The organism is Vicinamibacterales bacterium, assembly GCA_036504215.1.
Lineage (GTDB): Bacteria > Acidobacteriota > Vicinamibacteria > Vicinamibacterales > Fen-181 > FEN-299.
This window is the reverse complement of the sequence record DASXVO010000016.1, coordinates 291563-313161: the sequence shown is the minus strand read 5'-3', so window position 1 is coordinate 313161 and position 21599 is coordinate 291563. Positions and strand designations below refer to the sequence as shown.

Annotated in this window: 22 protein-coding genes and 1 tRNA gene; 10 read left to right on the top strand and 13 right to left on the bottom strand. The window is 67.0% G+C overall.

The window, feature by feature from the left end:
* Positions 1-92: 92 nt before the first annotated feature.
* Positions 93-2309 (bottom strand): VWA domain-containing protein, encoded by a 2217-nt coding sequence (locus VGK32_03895; GenBank protein HEY3380882.1) that lies wholly within the window; start codon positions 2307-2309, stop codon positions 93-95.
* Between the two features lie 207 nt (positions 2310-2516).
* Here VGK32_03895 and VGK32_03890 point away from each other — a divergent pair, with 207 nt between their 5' ends.
* Complete coding sequence (locus tag VGK32_03890; protein ID HEY3380881.1) at positions 2517-3281, top strand: hypothetical protein; 765 nt, start codon at positions 2517-2519, stop codon at positions 3279-3281.
* 1104 nt (positions 3282-4385) lie between these two features.
* Here the strand turns inward: VGK32_03890 and VGK32_03885 are convergent.
* The 5 genes from VGK32_03885 to VGK32_03865 all read right to left on the bottom strand — a co-directional run bounded on the left by VGK32_03885 (position 4386) and on the right by VGK32_03865 (position 7032).
* Complete coding sequence (locus VGK32_03885) at positions 4386-4604, bottom strand: type II toxin-antitoxin system HicA family toxin (protein HEY3380880.1); 219 nt, start codon at positions 4602-4604, stop codon at positions 4386-4388.
* Positions 4604-4843 (bottom strand): hypothetical protein, encoded by a 240-nt coding sequence (locus tag VGK32_03880; GenBank protein HEY3380879.1) that lies wholly within the window; start codon positions 4841-4843, stop codon positions 4604-4606. Before VGK32_03880 ends, VGK32_03885 begins: the two co-directional genes overlap by 1 nt.
* Positions 4844-5322: 479 nt before the next feature.
* Complete coding sequence (locus VGK32_03875) at positions 5323-5838, bottom strand: nucleotidyl transferase AbiEii/AbiGii toxin family protein (GenBank protein HEY3380878.1); 516 nt, start codon at positions 5836-5838, stop codon at positions 5323-5325.
* Positions 5835-6281 (bottom strand): hypothetical protein, encoded by a 447-nt coding sequence (locus VGK32_03870; protein HEY3380877.1) that lies wholly within the window; start codon positions 6279-6281, stop codon positions 5835-5837. The genes VGK32_03875 and VGK32_03870 overlap by 4 nt, the downstream gene beginning before the upstream one ends.
* A 322-nt stretch (positions 6282-6603) precedes the next feature.
* On the bottom strand, positions 6604-7032 hold the full coding sequence (locus VGK32_03865) for a PIN domain-containing protein (GenBank protein HEY3380876.1): 429 nt from the start codon (positions 7030-7032) through the stop codon (positions 6604-6606).
* On the opposite strand from VGK32_03865, the gene VGK32_03860 reads away from it, so the two are divergent.
* The 3 genes from VGK32_03860 (at position 7031) to VGK32_03850 (ending at position 8916) form a co-directional block, all read left to right on the top strand.
* Positions 7031-7219 carry a hypothetical protein gene (locus VGK32_03860; protein HEY3380875.1) on the top strand — a complete coding sequence of 63 codons (189 nt, stop codon included), beginning with the start codon at positions 7031-7033 and terminating at the stop codon, positions 7217-7219. The two genes, VGK32_03865 and VGK32_03860, sit on opposite strands and share 2 nt — an antisense overlap.
* Before the next feature lie 427 nt (positions 7220-7646).
* Entirely contained in the window at positions 7647-7943 is a 297-nt protein-coding gene (locus tag VGK32_03855; protein HEY3380874.1) for a hypothetical protein, read from the top strand.
* Positions 7944-8673: 730 nt separating this feature from the next.
* Positions 8674-8916: a recombinase family protein gene (locus VGK32_03850; protein HEY3380873.1), complete on the top strand. Its 243-nt coding sequence runs from the start codon at positions 8674-8676 to the stop codon at positions 8914-8916.
* Between the two features lie 72 nt (positions 8917-8988).
* On the opposite strand, the gene VGK32_03845 is transcribed toward VGK32_03850, so the two are convergent.
* From VGK32_03845 to VGK32_03835, 3 genes are all read right to left on the bottom strand, one after another.
* Positions 8989-9498: a hypothetical protein gene (locus VGK32_03845; protein ID HEY3380872.1), complete on the bottom strand. Its 510-nt coding sequence runs from the start codon at positions 9496-9498 to the stop codon at positions 8989-8991.
* A gap of 418 nt (positions 9499-9916) precedes the next feature.
* Positions 9917-9993 (bottom strand) — tRNA-Met (locus VGK32_03840).
* 57 nt (positions 9994-10050) lie between these two features.
* Positions 10051-10416 carry a septum formation initiator family protein gene (locus VGK32_03835; protein HEY3380871.1) on the bottom strand — a complete coding sequence of 122 codons (366 nt, stop codon included), beginning with the start codon at positions 10414-10416 and terminating at the stop codon, positions 10051-10053.
* Between the two features lie 128 nt (positions 10417-10544).
* On the opposite strand from VGK32_03835, the gene cutA reads away from it, so the two are divergent.
* From cutA to rnc, 3 genes are all read left to right on the top strand, one after another.
* A complete protein-coding gene (gene cutA / locus VGK32_03830) occupies positions 10545-10892 on the top strand; it encodes a divalent-cation tolerance protein CutA (protein HEY3380870.1) in 348 nt (115 codons plus the stop codon).
* A gap of 166 nt (positions 10893-11058) precedes the next feature.
* Entirely contained in the window at positions 11059-13332 is a 2274-nt protein-coding gene (locus VGK32_03825; GenBank protein HEY3380869.1) for a SpoIIE family protein phosphatase, read from the top strand.
* Positions 13319-14278 (top strand): ribonuclease III, encoded by a 960-nt coding sequence (gene rnc, locus VGK32_03820; GenBank protein ID HEY3380868.1) that lies wholly within the window; start codon positions 13319-13321, stop codon positions 14276-14278. The genes VGK32_03825 and rnc overlap by 14 nt, the downstream gene beginning before the upstream one ends.
* 12 nt (positions 14279-14290) lie before the next feature.
* Here rnc and VGK32_03815 read toward each other — a convergent pair whose 3' ends face one another.
* The 3 genes from VGK32_03815 to VGK32_03805 are packed head-to-tail and all read right to left on the bottom strand — an operon-like array spanning position 14291 to position 17315.
* A complete protein-coding gene (locus VGK32_03815) occupies positions 14291-15403 on the bottom strand; it encodes a winged helix-turn-helix domain-containing protein (GenBank protein ID HEY3380867.1) in 1113 nt (370 codons plus the stop codon).
* Entirely contained in the window at positions 15400-17097 is a 1698-nt protein-coding gene (gene hutU / locus VGK32_03810) for a urocanate hydratase (GenBank protein HEY3380866.1), read from the bottom strand. The genes VGK32_03815 and hutU overlap by 4 nt, the downstream gene beginning before the upstream one ends.
* 32 nt (positions 17098-17129) lie before the next feature.
* Positions 17130-17315: a hypothetical protein gene (locus VGK32_03805; GenBank protein HEY3380865.1), complete on the bottom strand. Its 186-nt coding sequence runs from the start codon at positions 17313-17315 to the stop codon at positions 17130-17132.
* 201 nt (positions 17316-17516) lie between these two features.
* Between VGK32_03805 and VGK32_03800 the strand changes: the two genes are divergently transcribed.
* Entirely contained in the window at positions 17517-18827 is a 1311-nt protein-coding gene (locus VGK32_03800) for an adenylosuccinate synthase (protein HEY3380864.1), read from the top strand.
* Positions 18828-18872: 45 nt separating this feature from the next.
* On the opposite strand, the gene VGK32_03795 is transcribed toward VGK32_03800, so the two are convergent.
* Positions 18873-19529 (bottom strand): PilZ domain-containing protein, encoded by a 657-nt coding sequence (locus tag VGK32_03795; protein ID HEY3380863.1) that lies wholly within the window; start codon positions 19527-19529, stop codon positions 18873-18875.
* A gap of 87 nt (positions 19530-19616) precedes the next feature.
* On the opposite strand from VGK32_03795, the gene VGK32_03790 reads away from it, so the two are divergent.
* Both VGK32_03790 and VGK32_03785 read left to right on the top strand, forming a co-directional pair.
* Positions 19617-20555, top strand: a complete 939-nt coding sequence (locus tag VGK32_03790; protein HEY3380862.1) for an ABC transporter ATP-binding protein — start codon at positions 19617-19619, stop codon at positions 20553-20555.
* Positions 20548-21594, top strand: coding sequence for an ABC transporter permease (locus VGK32_03785; protein HEY3380861.1), 1047 nt, complete (start codon positions 20548-20550; stop codon positions 21592-21594). The genes VGK32_03790 and VGK32_03785 overlap by 8 nt, the downstream gene beginning before the upstream one ends.
* The last annotated feature ends 5 nt before the right edge of the window (positions 21595-21599 follow it).

Below are 21599 nucleotides of genomic sequence, written 5' to 3'. Positions count from 1 at the left end.
ACGCCTCCGGCGTCGTCCTCGACGTCTTCCAGGCGCGAACGCGAGGCGCGAGAACTTGTTTCATTCGTCACGCTCTGGCCCCAGGAAGATATCTAGGGCACGATCTCGAACTGGATTTCCCTCGCCACGGAGAGCTTGGCGTCGAGGCGCGAGCGGGCCTCGACCTTCAACACGTAGAGCCCTGGCGGCAGTTGCGCCAGCGGAATGCGCGCCGCGTAAGCGTACGCGCCCTGGTTGGCGTCCCGCTCAGCGCTCGATCGCGCCTCGTCGTGCCGGAACATCTGCCGCCCGTCCGTCGCGGTCACGGTCGTGACGATGTCGATCGTGTGCAGCGACGCATCCCGGTCGTAGACCTCCGCCATCACGGCCAGCAACTCACCGGCACGGAACCGACGCGACACCGTCGGGGGGCCCGGTAATTGCTTGCGGAGCTGCTCCAGTTGGCTGCCCGGCGCCAGCGGCACCATGCCCGCGAGGCTCGATGTCAGCACGAGGCCGCTCATGGCGATCGGCGCAGCGTGGAAATCGGGGACGTCGAGTTCGTAGTGGACCGACCCAACGAGCTGACTGTCGACATCCTGCGCGCCGATGCGCAGTTGATACCGCCCGTGCGGCAGATCGAGCTGCTCGACGATCCGGATGCCGTTCGCTGATACCTGCTTGTAGGACTCCGGTTTGAGCGGCATTGCGATCGTCCGGCCCAGGCTCGCCTTCACCTTGCCGTCGGGCGCGACCGCAATCACCGAGAGCGCGAGTGCGCCGTCGAAGCGCCCGTTCGCTTCCTTGAACCGCAGGTCGCGGCCGTCGACCTGGAGGACCAGGGTCACCGACGAGTCGCCACCGCTCCGGCGAAACGGCGCGGCGAACGCGGTCAGCCGGAGGCCGGGCACCGCCAGCGGCGCGTTGATCGCCTCCTCGACCGCCGCGGGCACGGTAGGTGCCGCAGTCTCGACGCTCGGACTCGTCGTCTTCGGAGCCCTGTTGGCGATCCTTGCGGCGAGGTACCCACGGCGGGCCCGAACCGTCAGGCCGGGCTTGGTCACCTTGACGTCGATGCGCCGGAACTTCCCGTCACGCTTGTCGTTGGCGGGGTAGTAGCCCAGCAGGTAATACCGGCTGTTGTCCTGGCGGATCCGGTCGAACGCGCCGCCGAGGTTGTTCGTGTTCACCGTGGCGAAACCGCCGGTGCTGTCGGCCAGCTGCCGGAGGCTGTCGTGTCCCTGTCGGATCTCGTCCTCCAGCGCCTGGGTGCCCATCCTCAGGTTCGGGTCGAGCTTCTCGGTGTAGACGCGAAAGTCGGCGCCGCCGGGGCCGACGAGTCCGCGCGGATCCACCGCATAGATACTGACGTTGGCGCGGGTCGCCGCCGACATCGCGTCGGCTGCGTCAGACTGCAGTTCCGCGGCCGCGCCAGGCAGGAGGTTCGTCGTGAGTGTCGGCTCGGAACCCCGCTCGAGCGACGATTCGGCGACGGTGATGTTGGCGATCGACGCGTCGATGCCTCCGCTCAACAGGACGAGCGCCTTCCGGCGTCCCTTGATCGCCGAGAGACCGTCCGACAGCCGCCGGATGGCCGACAGCGTGAGCCTGGCGTTGTAGCTGCGCTCGCCGGCCTCGAGGTCGTCCGCCGACACCTGGCCTCCGCTCCGGCTCGCACCCGCCGCGCGCGCCCCTTGGTTGGCCGGGTTCTCGAAGCGGTTCATGGCAGCCGACTGCAGGCGGCGGCCCGTGAACCGATCCACCGCAGCTGCCAGCAGTGACTTGTTGGCGGTGAAGTCCTGTGCGACGTCGGACCTGCCGCTCGCACACACGACGGCGCCAAGATCGTCCGCTCCGATCTGTCGCTCGATGAAGCTCCGCGCGGCACGGCGCGTCGGCATGGTATCCGCCGCGTCGATGTGCAGGTCGTCGAGCAGGATCACGAACAGCCGCCCTTGAAACGGCATCGCGTTGGTCTGCACGTCGGCTTCGACCACACGGTTCGTGACGAGCGGCGCGTCCGCCCGTTCGACGGGCGCGTTGACGACCGAGAACGCGGAGAGGGTCTGCCTCCTGCCGTCCTCGTAGATCTCGAAGTCGCCCTGCTGGAGCGTCTCGACGAACCGATCCTTGCTGTCGACGACCACGGCCGGGATTTCCACGTAGTTGATGTCCACGCGGTAGGTGGCCGATGGCGTCTTGGCCTGTCCGGCAGATGGCGGTGTTCCCGCCTGGCGGGCGGAAACGACCGCGATCGCTCCCAACGCGAGCGCGAAGACGATGGTGACCAACCGTCGCAGACCTGGACGCGAGCACTCAAGATGCAACATATCGGGGTGTATGCTCAACCGGCAGGCGTGCGCGCCAAGACGTGGACGCGCTGGCTCGTTCATTGTACTCCGGGACGGGGCGCGCCCTGGAGTGCCGATTCTGCGCTACACTGGAATTGCCTGCCGGGTCCGTTCCTGCCAATCGGGCGCACGGGTGAGCCGTACGCCGTGCCGATGATCCTCGTCCCGTCCTCCGTGGAGGTTCAGATGCCTCGCAGTCTGTCCGATGTCGCGGTCCCAGTCGGTGCCTCGCTGGCGGTCGCATTCGTCGTCGCCCTGCTGGCCACTCCGTTCGCCGCCGCCCGCGCCGACACGTCGCGCGACATCGCGAGCGTGTGGCGCGACCGCGAGATCCGGATCGACGGCGTCGACGAGGAATGGCGTGACCTGACGGTCCCAGTCAAGGGGCAGCGGTTTGCAGCAGGCTTCGTCAACGACGCCGACGCCCTGTACATCTGCATCGTGACCAAAGACCGCGTCACGGCCACACAGATCGAGCGGCAGGGCCTTATCGTGTGGCTCAATCGCGCGAATGAAAAGAAGCGGACGTTCGGGATTCAGTACCCCGTCGACGCCATGCGCCGGCGTGTCGAGACGGATCCTGGAGACGTCCTGGCGATCCTGGGTCCTGGGCGAAACGATGTGCAGCGGGCTCCGATGACCGATACGGGGGGGATCCGCGTTGCCGTCGGCGTGCACGGGAACCTCGTCGTCTACGAATTGAAGGTGCCGCTCCAGTCTGGTGGCGGGCCGGGGTACACGCTCAAGGCTCAGCCGGGTGACCGGCTCCGGGTGGAATTGCAGACGCCCGAGTGGCGCGGTCCGGCGCCGATAGCACGCGGGCCGGTGGGTATCGGGGTCGGCGTGAGGCCGGGGCCCGGCGGTCCCGGGATCATGCTGCCCCCCGTGGACGGTGCGTTGCTCAAGCCGCTCGACGTGACCGGCACCCTGACGCTCGCGACCGAGAAGTAGTCTCTGGAGCGGCGAGGGACGCCGCGGCCGCCACCGTTCCCGTCGCGGGGGGGGCAGGGTTGAGGCTTGCGTCCCGCTGTCCTGCCACGCATCCCACACCGACGCGCACCATCTGGTGATCGCCCGATCTCGCAGTTCGTCCGGCGTGGCCATCGCGACGTCAATGGCCGTGACAGCGCCTCGGTGTTGGGGCGCGCGAACGCGACGGCAATCGGCTTGGTGGTCTCATCGACGTGTTGGGCGGTGTAGGCATCGACCACATGCTGATGGATGAACGACGGGTCGGCGTGCAGCAGCGTCTAGCTGGACACCTCCTGGTGCGCGTCCTGTTCACAGGCGTTCTGGCGCATTGTCGGCACTCAGATCGTGAACGACGTGGTTCCCGCAGATCAAGGCTGAAGTCCTTCGTCCACCGCCGCCCGCTGCGGTGTTTCAGCAGAACGTCGGGCGCCTCGTCTCGGCACTTCGATTCCACGGAATCGGCACAGAGCTGCGGTCCGAGGTCTAAATCGCCATTCCGCGGGGCACCCGCGTGCTTCGACTGACGGCACCGCCGCTGCGGGTTGCTGGGAACGACGCCAAGCCGCCGGCGTCCCACGGCCAGACGCCGAGGTGCGAGGTGACGCCAGGCCGGAAGCGACCGGCCGGGCCTCCACCGTCGGCCGGTGTGCTGGCGAGGTACGCGCAAGCATACGCTCGGGAGATTGGCATCGCCGAAGGCCGGGTTCGGGCGTGGGTTGCCTACATGATTGCTCGCTCTGAACTCGATTTGCCAGACACCGATATCGAGACGGCGCTCATCCGGGTGCGTCGCTTCGTCGGGCGCATCCTCAGCGCGGGTTCGTAGGTCATTCCGCGTGGCGTTCGCCGCAGCCGATGGATGGGTTCGTCGTTGGTCCCTGCCGCAGACGGTGGTTGCGGGGTCGGCCAAGCAACACGGCCCCGGTGGTGAGCGGTGGGGGAGCGTTGCGGCAAACAGGAGGTTCAAATCCTGTCCCCCGCAAATGGAAAAGCCCGCTGGGTCTACCCAGAGGGCTTCATTGGTTGCGGGGGGACGCAACGGACGCCATTTCCCCATGTTTTTCGGGGCCGCATGACGAATACCTACGCGTCTTCCCACGCGGCCCGGGTGATGCCCGCCTGGCGAAGGATGAGCGCCAGGAGGCCAACGCCGATGTCCCCAGAGTGCGGGTTCGGTATCGTCAGCACGAGATCCGCGCGAGCCATGAACTGGTGGCGGCCGCCAGAGTACGGACCCGTGAAGCCGAGCCGCCGGAGCGAAGCGACCAGCTTTCGACGGCTGACCGGTCCCCAGGGCGGCATCAGCTGGCTCGCCTGACCTGAACCCGGGCGGTTCCAAGCCGCGGCACCGAGAGACCACGCGAGACGCGGACCAGGACCCACTCCTCGACGACCTCGGCGAGGTGATCCCGGCAGTTCTCGAGGCTGTCGGCGGTGGCGATCACGCCAGGGAGCCCCGGGACTGTCGCACAGAACACCCCGCCGTCGACGACCGAGTACCGCGCCCTGTGCAGCGCCTCGCTGATGTAGTTGGTAATCACAATCGAACTCCGGGCCCACGCCCTCGTGCTGCCGCATGGCCGACGTGCCGATCGTCGATTCCCCCGGCTCCAGGAGACGATAACACACCCGAACGGCGAACCTCGACGACCTCAACCGGCGCGAAGCGAAACCTCGCGTCCAATGCGTCATGCAGCCCTATCTCGAGATGGTCGTTCTGTGACGCGCGGTGGACCTGCCAACCTCGTCGCCCCGTCACGACCCCCGTGAGGACCATCCGCGATGCCCACGCTAGCCACGTTGGTACTGAGACCGTCGGCACCGCGATCGCCGATGGGCGGCGAACCGGGGCTTTGGGCCTCGCCGAGGCTGACGCCCTGGAGCGAGAGTTGCTGGGAACTACGCCAAGCCGCCGGCGTCCCCCGGCCAGACGCCGAGGTGCGAGATGACGCCAGGTCGGAGGCGACCGGCCGGGCCTCCACCGTCGCCGGTGTGCTGGCGAGGTACGCGCAGGCATACGCTAGGGGGATTGGCGTCGCGGCTGCGGCGGAGTGGGGAGCTCCCCCGTCTTCATCGCCACGGCCCGCCCGGCGGCCAAGTCCTCGAAGGCGCGGCATTCGTACGCAGGTCCTCGAGCACAGGCGAGAGAAACGCGGCGAGGATCCGCGAGCACTCGTCCGCGAAATCCTCTCCGGCCGCAACGTGCGTCCGTCGCGAGAACGCGCGTATCTGCGCCGGTCGGAACGGGTGTCGCGACGATCGCCTCGAGGTCGTGTCTGATCGCGTGGGATGCACCGTCGCCACGACGCAGGAGGTCCAGATCGCGCGTGGCGCGGTAGGGTCGATCCGACCAGAGCCGAAGGAGCATCGCACCCTTGAGGATGAAGCGGTCGCGGCGATCGGAGGTCCCGAGGCGATAGAGAAAGCGCTCCAGGCAATAGGTCGTGAGCAACGTCTGGTAGTCGTCGCCGGTTACCTTCGCGCGGCTGAGCAGACGCGCAGCGACAGACGCGGCGAGGTTGGGATGGCGGGTCACGCGATGGCGTCCAGGTAGGGCTGCATGATGCGCCCAACCCTGCAAACTCGCGCGAAGCGCGCGAGGTCGGTGGCCCCACCGCGGTACTTCCGGCTGAAGTCGCGCAGCGCCTCCACGGCCACGTCGATGCCGATCTTGTGGCGGTACTTGAGACAGTCGGCGACCGTCTTCGCTGCCGAGTAGATGCGCAGGGTGACGCCCTCCGCGCGGCGCTCCTCGACACCTTCTGTGAACGCCTCCCCAGAAAACCGCGCGATTCGCAGGCGCGGGTAGTCAAGCTGCGGCCGGCGCGCCTTTTCGGGGAGCGCGAGCCAGACCTCCGCCGGGGATTGGGTCGTCAGGCCATGGAACCGGAGAGCGGTCAGAAGGCAGAGAACACCGTCCGGAACGCGCTTGGCCACTTGCGCCAGCGTGTGCTCGGCGGTCGGCTCATGGCCTGCCACAGTGTAGAGGCCCCGAGACTGTCGAATGACGAGCCCTTCGCCTTGATGACTTCGAGCGCATGGGGCCTCGACATTCGCTGCATGAAAGCATGATACGAAACGTCGGGAGTTGTGTGCAAGGCCCGACGTTTTGTAATGCCTGCCAATAGCGCACGTCGCGGGGGAGGCAACCAACTCCATACCCCTGCCTTTCGGGGCAGCGTGAGGGGCCGGGGGGGCAGTGTCCAGCCGGCCGCCACCCTGATGCGAGCTGATCGCCGCGATCGCGCCGGCGGTGCGCCGCAATGAGACCTGCCATCTGTGGAATTCGGCCGGCCAACGCCTACGCTCTGGCTCGAAACGGATTGACCACTCGCGCCGCTCCGTAACGTTGCCCATCGGACAGATCTTCCGAGTAGAGGATGTCAGAACCCGAAGCGTTCGCAGCCTGAATGACGAGGGCATCCCAGAAGGAAACGTGATGCCGCTCTTCGAGGTCGAGAGCCTCTAAAACGGATTTCCCATCGTTCACAACGACGTGCCAGGCAAGGTAGTCAGACACTACGTCACGAGTGGTCCTCGCGTCGAGAGGCTTCGCCGCTTTTCTGCGCAAGTTGACGGCCAGCTCCTGAAGAACCTGAGTGCTGACGACACCCGACCTTGTCTCCCACAGTTCCTCCACGAGCGCCCTGGCTACTTTGTGCTTGTCGCCCGTGGCCGCGTCGTGCGCGTACATCAGAATGTTCGTGTCGACGAAGTACCTACCGCTCATGGAGTTCGTCCCGCGATTCGGGGGGCGTCCATTGAAGATCGAGACCTTCACGGAGCCGGGCCAGGGCGCGTCGGCGGGCATTGTCGAAGGCCTTTCGCTCCCGCACGATCGCCTCGAGGCGATCGGCCAGAAGGGCGCTGACGGACCGTCCTTCTTCGGCAGCCACCACTCGTGCTTCTCGCAGTAGGTCCGCGTCGAGTTTCAGTGTGACGTTAGTCTTCATCTTTCGTCCTAGCACGATACTCACGTGCAGCACCATTTTACGTGCTCATCGACCGGTTGGCAACGATGTCGGGGTCGGCGACCTCGCCGGGGAGCCATAGCCAGCACCTGAGCCGTGGGGACTCGCTGCCCATCTCCAGAGACACAGGCGTTTCTACTGAACGGTTCAGCTTGCACCGAATCCGACCTCGCCATATATAGGGAAGAGTCCGTCGTCAGCAGCGCGCCGCCCGGTGTCGCCGAGGACTGACCTCGTCGCCCTCTCGGCTGCGAAGTCTTGCCACCACGCCAGGTGCTCTCGAGATGAGCACTTCGGTCCCGGTTCGGTTCCCGCGAACATCCGCCGGAACTCGCCGCCCAACCTGAAAGCACGACTCTGCAAGGAGGCGACGATGTCAACAACCTACGATTCCGTCTTCCTCTCCAGTCCATTCGACCGCCCCAGTTGGACGGCCGCGCCCGAGTACCGCGAGGGGGCAATCAAGAGCTTCGGCTTTACCGAACGCCAGACGCGCTTCCTGGTCGCGGTGATGCTGCACGGGGGCGCCTGCGCCGGCCGCTGTTGGGTGGGCGGCCTGCTTCGGCGGCCTGGACGCTCAAGACCGCCCATCAGCTCCGTCGTGGGGTCTGCCCCGGCGACGTCACTGGTAGCAGGGATTCTGAGGACGTCGGGTAAGATCGATTTCTGAGGCAACACGGCCGGCAGATCTCCTAATTGTCGCCGCACACCGACTGCTGCTGTGTGACCACCGTCGCACGGATGGGGAAGTTCGGCAAGCCGCCGAAGCTGGACAGGCGAGCGGCCATCGCGCATCGTTCCGTAACGTCTCTCGGCCAGGGAAAGACGTTCCACGACTGCTACATTAGCTCCTGCGGAGCACCACTGCTGGCGCAGTGCTCGTTAACCGAAACAGCGGTCCAAGCCCGACGCACGTGCCGACTCCGCCGCCTAATAGCGCTCCCCAGGCGAGCGGCGGGAGTAGCCGAGCCGCGCGCGAATGCTTCGAACGGGGGACGGCCGCCACGCGCGGCGGCGATGCTTCTACAGGTGGCCAGTGATGAGAGTCGCCCTCTACGCTCGCTACTCGTCGGACAACCAGCGTGACGCGTCCATCGCCGACCAGTTCCGCCTGTGTCGGCTCCTGGTTCACCGTGAAGGCTGGACGACCGCCCGCGAGTACTCGGACCATGCGGTCTCCGGGGCGACGTTGTTGCGGCCAGGGTTCCAGGCTCTGATGCGAGACGCGCTCCGGCACGACTTCGACATCGTGGTCGCCGAATCGCTGGACCGCTTCAGCCGCGACCAGGAGGACACCGCCGGCCTGTTCAAGCGCCTGACGTTTGTCGGCGTTCGGATTGTCACCCTCGCTGAAGGCGAAGTGGGCCACCTCCGCGTCGGCTTCAAGGGGACGATGGCGGTTGAACCGCGAAGGCGTTGCCGGACCATTCGGCAGCCAATGGAGTCCGTCCACAATTCACGGCCACCACGCGCGCGGCACGGGCATCCTGAACAACGAGCTCTACGTCGGCCGCCTCGTCTGGAATCGACTCCGCCACATCAAGAATCCGGACACTGGAAAACGCGTGTCGCGACCGAATCCTCGATCGGAATGGGTGACGACGAGCGTGCCCGGCCTGCGGATCGTGGACGACGAGCTGTAAACCGCGGCCAAGGAACGACAGGAGCGCGCCCGCAAGAAGCTGTCGCAGCCGGCCGGCTCTGGGCTTGCTGGCCTACGGCGTCCCCGCTACCTGTTCTCGAACCTCACTCGCTGCGGCGAATGCGGCGCCGGTTACATCACCGTCGCCCGCAACCGCCTCGGCTGCTTCGGGGCCTCGTCTCGAGGGACGTGCACGAACCACCTGACGATTCGGCGCGACGAGGTCGAGCAGCGAGTGCTCAAGGCGCTTACCGAGAAGCTCCTCCGCCAAGAGCTGTTCGAGGAGTTCTGCGACGAGTTCACCAGGGAGATGAACCGGCTCGTCATGGAGCACCGCGCGGAGGTGACCGCGCTCAAGCGCGAACTCCAGCGACTCGAGGCGGGCCGCGCGAAGATCGTCGAGTCGATCATGGAGGGCGTGCCGGTCAGGGAAGTGAAGGACGGGCTGATCGCGATCGGCACCCGACGCGACGAGGTCGAACGGCAACTGGCCTCCGGCAGCCAGGCGCCGCCGCTGCTGCATCCCCTGATGGCGGATCTCTACTGGCAGAAGGTCACGAGTCTGGCGCAGCCCCTTGAGCACCCGGACATCCGCCCAGAGGCCACAGAGCCGCTTCGGGGCCTGATCGACGAGATTGTGCTCAATCCGGCCGACGGGGCGCTCCGAATCGAATTGAAGGGGAATCTGGCGGCAATGCTCTCGGCCGCGGCGAGCGTCGAATGGCCAAGCGAGACCGCAGCCGTTGCTTGCCCAGCTCGGGAAGCACAGACGGACTCTACACTGGGTGCCGATTCAGCCTTGATTTCGGGTGCAGCTGAAGGAGTCGCGGGGGAGGAGAAGCCGCCGTTAGCCCAAGAGAAGGCGTTGGTTGCGGGGGCAGTCAGGCAACGCGCCGCCGAAGGCGGCGTGGTTGCCGGCAAACAGGAGTTCAAATCCTGCCCCCGGTCCCCCAGAAAGACGAAAGGGCTGACGGCATCGCCGTCAGCCCTGCAAATAGCGTTGGTTGCGGGGGCAGGATTTGAACCTGCGACCTTTGGGTTATGAGCCCAACGAGCTACCGGACTGCTCCACCCCGCGACAGAAAGGTATCACTCAACGACCGCGTCCGTCAATCATAGCACAGACGCCTTCGCCTCACTTCGTCGGCTTCGGCACGTCGCGGACGATGAACACCTTTTCGCCGGGTCTGATGAAGCCCAGATCGCGCCGCGCCACCTCTTCGATCGTCGCGGGATCGGTCCGCAGCCTCTGCACGTCCTCCCGCAATTCCTCGTTCTGCCGCCGCGCCTGCTCGAGCGCCCGCATCGCCAGATCCAACTGCTGCTGTGCCTGCCGATTCGCCAGCCAGCCCCGCTCACCCGCGATGCCATCGAGCACCAACGCCACCGCAAGGAACAGGAGCACGAAGACGATGACAGGCCGGTGGCGAGGCGCCGCGTGAACGGGGCCGCCGTCCCGCGCCATCGTCCCGACCGTCTGGTCTCGCACCGTCTTGGCCATGCCTGATATTGTTCCTGAGCGCCGACACCACACCCAGCGTGCAAGTGTGCTGTTACTTTTTACCGCACTTTAAGGAAAACTCAACAGAAAAACGGCGATCTCCGCCGAAATAGTTGGAGAGGACGAGAATGGACCAGCTCGAACGCGGCGCGACGGACGTCGTGATTGCCCTCACCACCTGGCCGGCCGCGCACGATCCGGCGGCCTTCGCGGGCACGCTCGTCGAGGAGCGACTGGCGGCGTGCGTCAACGTGTTGCCGGAAATGGAGTCGGTGTACCGCTGGCGGGGACGCGTGGAGCGCGAGCGCGAGCGGCAGGTCATCATCAAGACGACCAGGGCGCGGGTCGAGGCGCTGATCGCCCGGGTGGGCCAACTCCATCCGTACGAGGTGCCGGAGTTGGTCGTGCTGGCGAGCGACGGCGGCGGGCCGGCGTACCTGGACTGGGTGAGAGGAGAGACGTCGTCCCTGGACTGAATGTCTCCATCGTCGCGCCCGCGAGCGCGGCTCGCCCCGCCGGCGCCGTCTGGCGAAGACGGGTGGCCGGCGGCCACTATGCCGGGCCCGCGGCCCGTGTGTCATTGCATCCGCGATCGCTCGACGACCCGCTTGCCCGCAAAGTTGATATGATCGAGACGGTTGCATGAGTTCGAGTTCCACCGAGCCATCTGGCGGTACCCTGCTTCCGGCGCCTGGACGCCTCGCCCTCGCGCGTCAGGCGCTCTTCAGTACCCGTCCCGGTCGGCTCCTGATTCTCGGCGTCCTCGTGAAGGTCGCCGCCGCCCTCATCCGTTGGACGGCGGGGGCCGAGCCGTCGGTTCTTGCGTTCAGCGACACGCTCGGTAGCATCGCGGTCATCGCCGCGCTCGGCTACTTCCTGTATCGCCTCATCCAGCGCGCCCGTCGCCGCCTGCTCTGGCGCGTTCGACGCAAGCTGATCCTCTCGTACATCTTCATCGGCGTGGTTCCGGCATTCCTGATCGTCGCGTTTTTCGTCGTCTCGGGTCTGATCCTCTTCCTCAACGTCGCGTCGTTCCTCGTGCAGAACGGGTTTGCGAACGTGACCAGCGAGGCGGTCTACCTGGCACGCGTGACCGCGCTCGAGATTCAGCGCGGACCCGGGCCGCAGGCGGCAGCGGCCATCCTCAAAGAGCGGCAGGCCGCCCTCGCGGCGAGGTACCCGGGCGCGTCGATGGCGTTTGTCCTGACGGCCAAGGGCGACGATCCGTGCGTCGGGGGGCCCACGGCCGGGCCTCAGGTGCCGCCGCTGTCGGCCGCGAGCCGCCACGTGCTGGCCTCGACGCCGCTCGGCACGGCTGCCGTGGCCGCACAGGTCACACCCGCGTCGGCCGGACCGTGGGAACATATCCCGGTGCCGAGCAGGTTGCCGACCTGGGTGAGCTGCGCGGGTTTCGGGGGCATCGTGGTCGAGCCGCTGGCCGAGTCGCCGAAACCGGCCGGCGCGACGGACCGGACCGCACCGGCGCTGATTATCGTACGCGGCGTCGGCCTGCCGGACACCGAAGCGCCGTCGTACGCGGTCGTGGTGGATATCCCGAAGAATGATGGTCTCGACGAGCACCTGCGCGACGAAACCAGCATCAAGATTGGCGATGCGAGCGTCGTATTGGACGATTCGCTCAGAACCCACTTCCAGCGTCCTCTCCTGCCGGGCCACAAGAGCGTCGCAGGCTCGACCTCGACCGGCCGTCGTCCGTCGGTCGCGTTCCTGCAAGGAACCGATTGGGCCAACGGCAACCTGGACAACGTGACGGTCTCGATCCAGGTGAATTTCGCCGACATCTACGACCGGCTGTCGACCGCGCCTCTCGGGTCCGCCAGCCTGGGAAGCCGGTTGATGATCGTGCTGCTGGTCCTGGCAGTGCTGCTGCTCATCATCGAGGCGGCGGCGCTCGTCATGGGACTGGCGCTCGCCCGATCGATCACCGGTTCGGTGCACGAATTGTTCGCCGGGACCGAGCGCGTCCGCATGGGAGATTTCAGCCACCGCATCGAGGTGAAGACGCGCGACCAGCTCGGCGAGCTGGCCGACTCGTTCAACCAGATGACGGGCAGCATCGAAGAGCTGCTGCGTCAGGCGGAGGAGAAGAAGCGCCTCGAGGAAGAACTGCGCATCGCGCGCGAGATCCAGATGTCGCTGCTGCCGCGCGGCCAGGTGTCGATTCCCGGCCTCTCGCTCAGTGCGCTGTGCGTGCCGGCGCGGGAAGTGGGCGGGGACTACTACGACTTCCTGCCGCTCGGCGACAACCGGCTCGGCATCCTGATCGCCGACGTGTCGGGCAAGGGCACCTCGGCCGCGCTCTACATGGCGGAGCTGAAGGGGCTGATCCTGTCGCTGAGCCGCATTCACCAGTCGCCTCGCGACCTGATGCTCGTTGCGAACGACATCATCTCGCGCAACCTCGACAGCCGCAGCTTCATCACGATGAGCTATGCGGTGCTCGACCTCGACGCGCATGTGATGACCTTCGCGCGCGCCGGTCACACGCCGCTCATCTATCGCACCGGTTGCGGAACGGCGGAGCCGACGGTGGAGATCCTGACGCCGGACGGTCTCGTGCTCGGCCTGCGGATCGACGGCGGCGAACTGTTCTCCCGGCTGCTCCAGGAATCCACGATTCCGCTGTCGCGCGGCGATGTCTTCGTGTTCTTCACCGACGGCATCAGCGAGGCGATGAACGCGGAATCGGACCTGTTCGGTGAGGCGCGCCTCGCGAAGCTGGTCGCCGAACACGGTCACCTGCCGGCGAGCGAACTGCGTGAACGGGTCCTGCGCGAAATCGAGTCGTTCGTCGCCGGCGCAGCGCAGCACGACGACATGACCATGATCCTCCTGAAGATCGATGACTTCGTTGCGGATGCCATCAAAACGGGGTTCGCCGATGGAGAGGCCTGAGCCGTCGCTCGTCGTCGTGTTTCGCACTCAGTCCGACATCGAGGCGAGCATCGTGCGGGGGCTGCTCGATGCACACGGCATCTTCGCCGCGCTGTCGTCGGACCTCACCCACGCGGTGTTTCCATTGACCATCGACGGGCTGGGAGAAGTCAGAATCTCCGTGGCGGAGGCGCAGGCCGACGATGCGCGGGCGATCATTGCTCAGCAGGGGGCGCGATGCGAGGCGACCGACATCGTGCGGCTGCAGGATGTGCGGGACCTGTCGGCCCTCGAGCAGCGACTCGGCTACCGGTTCGGTGAGCCGGTCGTCCTCGAACGGGCGCTGACGCACCGATCGCGCGCGAACGAGGACGCGACGGGCAGCACGGTGGACAACGAGTCGCTCGAGTTCCTCGGCGATGCGGTACTCGGGTTCGTGGTGGCCGACCTGCTCTTCCGCGAATTCCCGCAGTTCGACGAGGGGCAGAAATCGAAGATCAAGGCGTCGCTCGTCTCGACGGCCACGCTGGGATCCCTGGCGCGACGGCTCGGCCTCGGCGAGTTCCTGGCGCTCGGCAAGGGCGAAGAGAAGACGGGCGGGCGCAAGAAGCAGGCGTTGCTGGCAGACGGCTACGAGGCCGTCATTGCCGCGCTCTACCTGGATGGCGGGATCGAAGCCGCGCGCGCCTTCATCGTCCGCGAGTTCGAGGACGACATCGAGGACGTGCGGAGCCCGGAGTTCTGGGGCCGCGACTACAAGTCGGTGCTGCAGGAGCAGGTGCAGGCACGCGAGTTGCCGCTGCCGGAGTATTCAGTGGCCTCCGAGAGCGGCCCCGATCACCGCAAGGTGTTCCACATCGAGGTCCGGGTGGAGGGCGACGTGCTTGGTACGGCGAGGGGCGCGAGCAAGAAGGCCGCGGAACAGGAAGCCGCGCGGCGTGCGATCGAGAAACTGTCCGAGTCGTAGGATTGGGATTGCCTACGGCGCGGTCACGAGTTCCGGGAGGCACGCCGCCGCATACTGCTGAACCTCGGCGGTGATTTCCTGCGTGGTCGGCTGCGTCGCGCGGCAGTGGAGCCTCACCCACACGCGCAGCAGCGGATCGCGGAAGCGGTAGCGCTTCTGGTTCACCGCCACGAGATCGACATCCTCGAGCCACGACAGGTAGTCCTTCGTCGAGCCGGGCGTCCGGCCCAGCCGTTGGGAGATCTCCGTCAGCGTGAGCGGTTCCTTTTGGGACAGGATGCCAAGGATCGCCTTGAGCGCGCCGTAGCCGCGGGCCCGGTGCAGACGCAGCTCGTAGTAGAAGCCGCAGACGAGTGACAGGCGGCCGTCGGGCTCGAGAAGCGCCGCCAGCGCCGCCACCGGATCGGTACCGCCGTGGGATTCCATCCTGGCGATCATGTCCGTGAGCGCGCGGGCGTACACCGTCCTCCCATCCGACAGCCGCTGGATCACCCGTGAGACCGTGTCGATCGGCCCGCCGGCCGCCGGGGCGCGATCGAAGCCGGTCGTACCGGTCGTCCGGGTCTCGTGCAGCATGGCCGCGATCTCGTCGGCTCCGAGCCCGTGCACCGGCACCATCACGAACTGCGGCGACGAGGTGGCGAGGATCCGCTCGGTGCGCGACACGTAGCGTGACGTCAGCACGAAACGATTCGGCGTCGACGCGATGACCGCCAGCATCTCGGGGAGCGCACGCCTCAGGCCGGGGAAGCTCTCGAACGTCCTGAACTCGAGCACCTCATCGAGCAGAAACGTCGCCCGTCCCTGGTCGGAGCGCCGCGCGCCGGACAGAAACGCCAGAATCGCGTCGAAGGCCTGGCGCGGACTGGTCGGCCGGCTCGCAGGCCGGCTGTCGCGGAACGGTGAGCCGGAGACCAGCGCATCGAGGAACCGCTCCGGCGTGGTCGCGGTCCGTTCGACGTTGACGTACTGACAGCGATCGGCACCCAACTCCTGCTGGACCCTCCGCAGGACGGCGCTGCGCCCGGTGCCGCACAGCCCGAGGACGACGGGGATGTGCCCGCCGTCTTCAGTCAGTGTGGTCTTGATCCGCTGATCCAGGGTCGGGCGGTGGGGGCTGGTCACCGGCCCACGCTCCCCTCTGGCCGTCCGGAGCCGCCGAACTCGCGCATCGGGATGCGCACCCCCTTGGATTGCGCCGTCGCCACCGCTTCGTCGTAGCCCGCATCAGCGTGCCGGGCGACCCCTGTTCCCGGGTCGCAGGTCAGCACGCGCTGCAGCTTCTCGTCGGCTTCCGCCGTGCCGTCGGCGACGATGACCATGCCGGCGTGCAGCGAGTACCCGATGCCCACGCCGCCGCCATGGTGCACAGACACCCAGGTCGCGCCGGACGAGGCGTTCAGCAGGGCGTTCAGGATCGGCCAGTCGGCAATCGCATCGCTGCCGTCCTTCATGCCCTCGGTCTCACGATTGGGCGAGGCGACTGACCCGGTGTCCAGGTGGTCGCGGCCGATCACGATCGGGGCCTTGACGACGCCCGTTCGCACGAGTTCGTTGATGCGCAGGCCGAACGCGGCGCGCTCGCCGTAGCCGAGCCAGAAGATTCGCGCGGGCAGACCCTGGAACGCGACGCGCTCGCCGGCCAGGCGCACCCAGCGGCACAGCGCTTCGTTGTCCCTGAACATTTCGAGCGCGGCCTCGTCGGTCGCGCGGATGTCGGCGGGATCGCCCGACAGCGCCGCCCAGCGGAACGGGCCCTTGCCCTCGCAGAACAACGGGCGGATGTACTCGGGCACGAAACCGGGGATGTCGAAGGCACGCTCGACGCCGGCCTTGACGGCCTGCGCGCGGATGTTGTTGCCGTAGTCGAAGGTGACCGCGCCGCGCTGCTGCAGCGTGAGCATCGCGTTCACGTGCGCGCCCATCGCGGCGACCGACCGCCGCACGTATTCATCCGGGTTCGCGCACCTGAGCGACTCCGCCTCCGCCAATGTGAGGCCGTTCGGCACGTACCCGTTCAACGCGTCGTGGGCAGAGGTCTGGTCCGTGAGCACGTCGGGCGTGAGGCCGCGTTTCACGAGTTCCGGCAGGACGTCGGCCGCGTTGCCGAGTAGCGCCACCGAGCGGGCGCGCTTCTCGCGCTGCCACGTCAGCACCCAGTCGAGCGCCTCGTCGAGCGAAGTCGACACCTCGTCCACGTACCGCGTCGCGAGCCGCCGTTCGATGCGGTGCGGATCGACCTCGACGACGAGGGCGGCGGCTCCGTTCATGGTGGCGGCGAGCGGTTGGGCCCCGCCCATGCCGCCAAGGCCCGCAGAGACGAACAGGCGGCCGTCGAGACTGCCGCCGAACTTCTTCGTGGCCACCGACGCCAGCGTCTCGAAGGTGCCCTGCAGGATCCCCTGCGTGCCGATGTAGATCCAGCTTCCGGCCGTCATCTGGCCGTACATCGTCAGGCCCTTGTGCTCGAGCTGACGGAAATTCTCCCACGTGGCCCACGCCGGTACGAGCAGCGAGTTGGCGATGAGCACGCGCGGAGCCCCGGGATGCGTGCGGAAGATGCCAACGGGCTTGCCCGACTGGACGAGCAGCGTCTCGTCGTGCTCGAGGGCCCGCAGTGCGCGCGTGATCGCCTCGTAGCAGGCCCAGTTGCGCGCCGCCTTTCCCGACCCGCCGTAGACGATGAGATCGTCGGGACGTTCAGCGACGTCGGGATCGAGATTGTTCATCAGCATGCGCAGCGCGGCTTCCTGCGGCCAGCCCTTGCAGGAGAGCGTCGTGCCACGCGGGGCTCGAACGTGATGAGTGAGCGTCGTCATGATGGATGCAGCGGCCAGAGCCCGCGGTGAACCTAGACGTTATGAAGCTGGCCCACGGTTGTCAACGCTTTTACGATTACCGAATCGTGATCGCAGCTGTCCGCCCGTTTCGCGGTGACGCTCGTTGTCGCCGCATCACCGCGCGCGATCGCGTCGTGCGTGTCTGCGATGGCGGTCGGATGATCGAGCGTGAGCGATGTGCCGTCCAAGTCGATCATGGAAGAGAACCACGAGGCCAGTCGCGAAGACCGTCGAGGACCACCAGCGGCGAACGCATCATTCTACCGGAATTGCCCGGCGTCGGCACGGAGATCGACGCAGGCAGCCCGATCCCGCGATTCGTCTGTGTTACGATTTGACAGTGTGACAGAGATGGCGGCGTGTGGCACGCGGCCAACCGCCGGGAAGGCGTGAAGACTATGAACGTTGCCGTGATTGGTGCGCAGTGGGGCGACGAAGGCAAGGGCAAGATCGTGGATCTGCTCACCCCGCATTTCTCGATTGTCGCCCGTTACCAGGGTGGCCACAACGCGGGGCACACGGTGCTGGTGCACGGAACGAAGTTCGTCCTGCACCTGCTTCCTTCCGGCATTCTCCATCCGGGCGTGTCGTGCGTGATCGGTAACGGCGTGGTCGTGGACCCCGAGGCGCTGTTCCAGGAAATCGAGATGCTGCGCGGATGCGGCATCGAAGTGGGCGACCGGCTGGTCATCAGCGACAAGGCGCACGTCATCCTGCCGTACCATCGCGACCTGGATCTGCTGCACGAAGCCCGCCGCGGCGACCAGAAGATCGGCACGACCTCGCGCGGCATCGGGCCGGCGTACGAGGACAAGATCGGACGCCGCGGCATCCGCGTCGGTGACCTCGCCGACCCGTCGTCGCTCGCCGACCAGGTGCGGGAGAACGTGCAGGCGCGCAACCGGCTCGTCGGCGACGCCGCGCTCGATTGGAAGCCGCTCTTCGAACGACTCGTCGTGTTCGGCGAGCGGATGCGCCCGTGGGTGAAGGATGTCTCGGTGTTCCTCTGGCAGGCTCAGGCCAAGGGACAACAGGTGCTCTTCGAAGGGGCGCAGGGAACGCTGCTCGACATCGACCACGGGACCTATCCGTACGTGACCTCGTCGAACTCGACCGCGGGCGGCGTGTGCACCGGCCTCGGCATCGGACCTCGGGCGGTCGGTCAGGTGCTCGGGATCGCCAAGGCATACATCACGCGCGTCGGTGGCGGGCCGCTTCCGACCGAACTGTCGGGACCGATGGCCGAGCGGTTGCGCGAGACCGGTCAGGAGTACGGCGCGTCCACGGGACGGCCGCGCCGCTGTGGTTGGTACGACGCGGTCGTCGTCCGCTACGCGGCGCGCGTGAACGGTCTCGACGCCATCGCGCTCACGAAACTCGACGTGCTCGACGGTCTGAAGGAGATCGAGGTGTGCACGTCGTACCAGTGTGGCGATCGGAGGCTCACCGAGTTCCCGAGTGACGTGCGGCAGCTCGCGAATTGCCGGCCGGTCTACGAGCGGCTGCCCGGCTGGACACGCCCGACCGGCGGCGCCAGATCCTACGCCGACCTTCCGGCCGAAGCCCGCGCCTACGTCGCGCGGCTCGAGGAGGTGACGGGGGTGCCGGTGGCGATCATCTCGACCGGCTCGGATCGCGACGACACGGTTCTCCGCGAGGATTCGGTGGCCGCGCAGTGGTTCGGCCAGGACGCACAGTGCGAAATGTAGCACGTGGCCCGCGCGCTCGATGACGCGGCCGGCGGCGCGACGCCGCTATGCGATCCGATAGATGTCGGAGAAGGTGCCGACCGCGCCCTGATCGGGTTCCTCGAATTCAATCCCTGCCCGGTACGTCGGGCCCGTCCGTGACAGTTCGAGGCGGGCCCACACGATCTTCCCCGAAGCCCCGATCGGGGCCTCCTCGGGGCCCATCTTCAGCGCCACCGATTGCCCCGGCTTGAGAACGGCCGAGGAGAGCACCTGCGCGCCAAACAGGGAGAGATCGATCAATCGGGCGGCCTGACCGTCGATCGTCAACTGCGCCTCCGACCGCATGCGGAAGCGCGGTGCGCGCCGCGTGCCGCGGTCGAGCGTGGCCGGCGGCTGTGGCTTCACCGCGGGGGCGGCTTCGCGGACCTTCTTCCGGCGCGGCGAGACGCGCTGATAGTCGGTGTCGTGCGACAGGACGCGGATCTCAGATGCTTCCAGCGCGGGGTCGGCCTTGATGCGCGCGATGAGCGCTGCACCGCGCGGCGACGCGGCAAACAGTCGCTCCAGCGCCACAACCGCGGGCCGCAGGCTCACGATCGCCTCGAGCGCGCGCAGCGGCTCCGAGTCGGCAAACGTCTGGACGTCCTGGTCGCCGACCCGTTCGCGGAGCGCCGGTATCAGCTCGGGGGCCGCAATGAGAATCAGTCGAGCGTCGGGCATTCGGCCATCAGTCTAGCGTGGACGATGCGTGAAATCCATAGTGGGGAGTATGCGCGCGAGCTGTGTCAGAATCGGGAAGTGAGCGAAATGCCTGTGCCCAGGGAGCCGGCGGTCGTCTGCCGAGGCCTGCAGAAACGCTACGGCGATGTCGTGGCGGTCGCCGGCCTCGATCTCGAGGTGCACGCCGGAGAGTGTTTCGGCCTGCTCGGACCGAACGGCGCGGGCAAGACGACGACCGTCGAGATCCTCGAGGGGTTGCTGGATCGGGACGCGGGTGACGTTCGGGTGCTGGGTCTGACCTGGGGCGCGGACGATCAGGCGCTCCGCCAGCGTCTCGGCATCCAGCTTCAGGACACGCAACTGAACGAGAAACTGACGGTCGGGGAAACGGTCCGGTTGTTCCGCTCGTTCTACCATCAGGGTCCGTCGGTCGACGAGGTCCTCGCGATGGTGGAACTCGAACCGAAACGCGCGAGCTGGGTGGGGAAGCTGTCGGGCGGCCAGAAGCAGCGGCTGGCGGTGGCGTGTGCGCTCGTCAACCGGCCCGATCTGCTGTTCCTCGACGAGCCGACGACCGGCCTCGACCCGCAGTCGCGCAGGCAGCTCTGGGAGCTGCTCGAGAGGTTTCGCGCCGGCGGCGGCACGATCGTCCTCACCACGCACTACATGGACGAAGCCGAGGCGTTGTGCGACCGCGTGGCGATCGTCGATCACGGCCGGATGATCGCGCTTGGGACACCCCACGAACTGGTGCATTCGCTGGGGGCGGACCACGTGATCGAGTTCTCCCTGGCCCACGGAGCCCGGCCTCCCGTCTCGCGACTGGCGCAACTCCCCGGCGTGAAGGACGTTCGTGAGGATGCCGGGACCGTGAGCCTGAACGTGGCCGAAGCCCATCTCGTGATTGCCGCGCTGCTCGCGGAATTGGATCACGCGCAGATGAAGCTCTCCCGGTTCGTGACCCACCAGGCGACGCTCGAGGACGTCTTCGTCGCCCTCACAGGACGGCATCTCCGCGATGAGTAGCGCCTCCGGCACGTCCCACCCGCTCGTCGAACTGACGGCCGCCCGGCTCCGGGAGTTCGCCCGCGAACCCGAGGCCGTCTTCTGGGTCTTCGTGTTCCCGATCGTGCTGGCGTTCGCCCTCGGGATTGCGTTTCGGACCAAGGCGGATGACCCGGTGTACGCCGGCGTGGTCGAGGGAGAGCAGGCCGCGCGACTCGCAGAAGTCCTTCGCGGAACGCCTGGTATCACGGTGCGCATCGTACGCGAGAGCCGGACCGATTTGGCGCTGCGCGACGGCGAGGCACAGGTGATCGTGATCCCTGGCACGCCGCCCACCTACAAGTTCGATCCGACGCGCCCGGAGAGCCGGCTCGCACGGCTCGTCGTCGACAACGCGCTGCAGCGGGCGAGCGGTCGGACCGACCGGTTCTCGGCGCGCGAGCACCGGCTGAATGTGATCGGCGCACGGTACATCGACTGGCTGATTCCCGGCCTGCTCGGTATGAACATCATGGGCACGAGCATGTGGGGCATCGGCTTTTCGATCGTCCAGATGCGGACGCGGCGGGTGCTCAGGCGCCTCGCGGCCACGCCGATGTCACGTGCGCATTTCCTGCTCGCGCAGGTCCTCGCGCGCCTGATGTTTCTCGCACTCGAGGTCGGGGCACTGCTCGTGTTCGCTTGGCTCATGTTCGGTGTCCCGATCAACGGTTCATGGCTCACGTTGGCCGGAGTGGCCGTGGTTGGCACGTTGTCGTTCGGCGGCCTGAGCCTGCTCATCGCGAGCCGTCCGCGGACCATCGAGTCGGTGTCGGGCTGGATGAACTTCGCGATGCTGCCGATGTGGATCCTGTCGGGCGTCTTCTTCTCGTCGGCCAATTTCCCGAAGCCGATGCAGCCGATCATCCACGCCCTGCCGTTGACCGCGGTGAACGACGCGCTGCGCGCCGTGATGCTCGACGGCGCCCCGGCAGCCTCGCTGGCCCACGAGTGGATGGTGATGGCCGGATGGGGCGGTCTCTGCTTCGTCGTCGCGCTGAAGATCTTCCGGTGGAAATAGTCCCG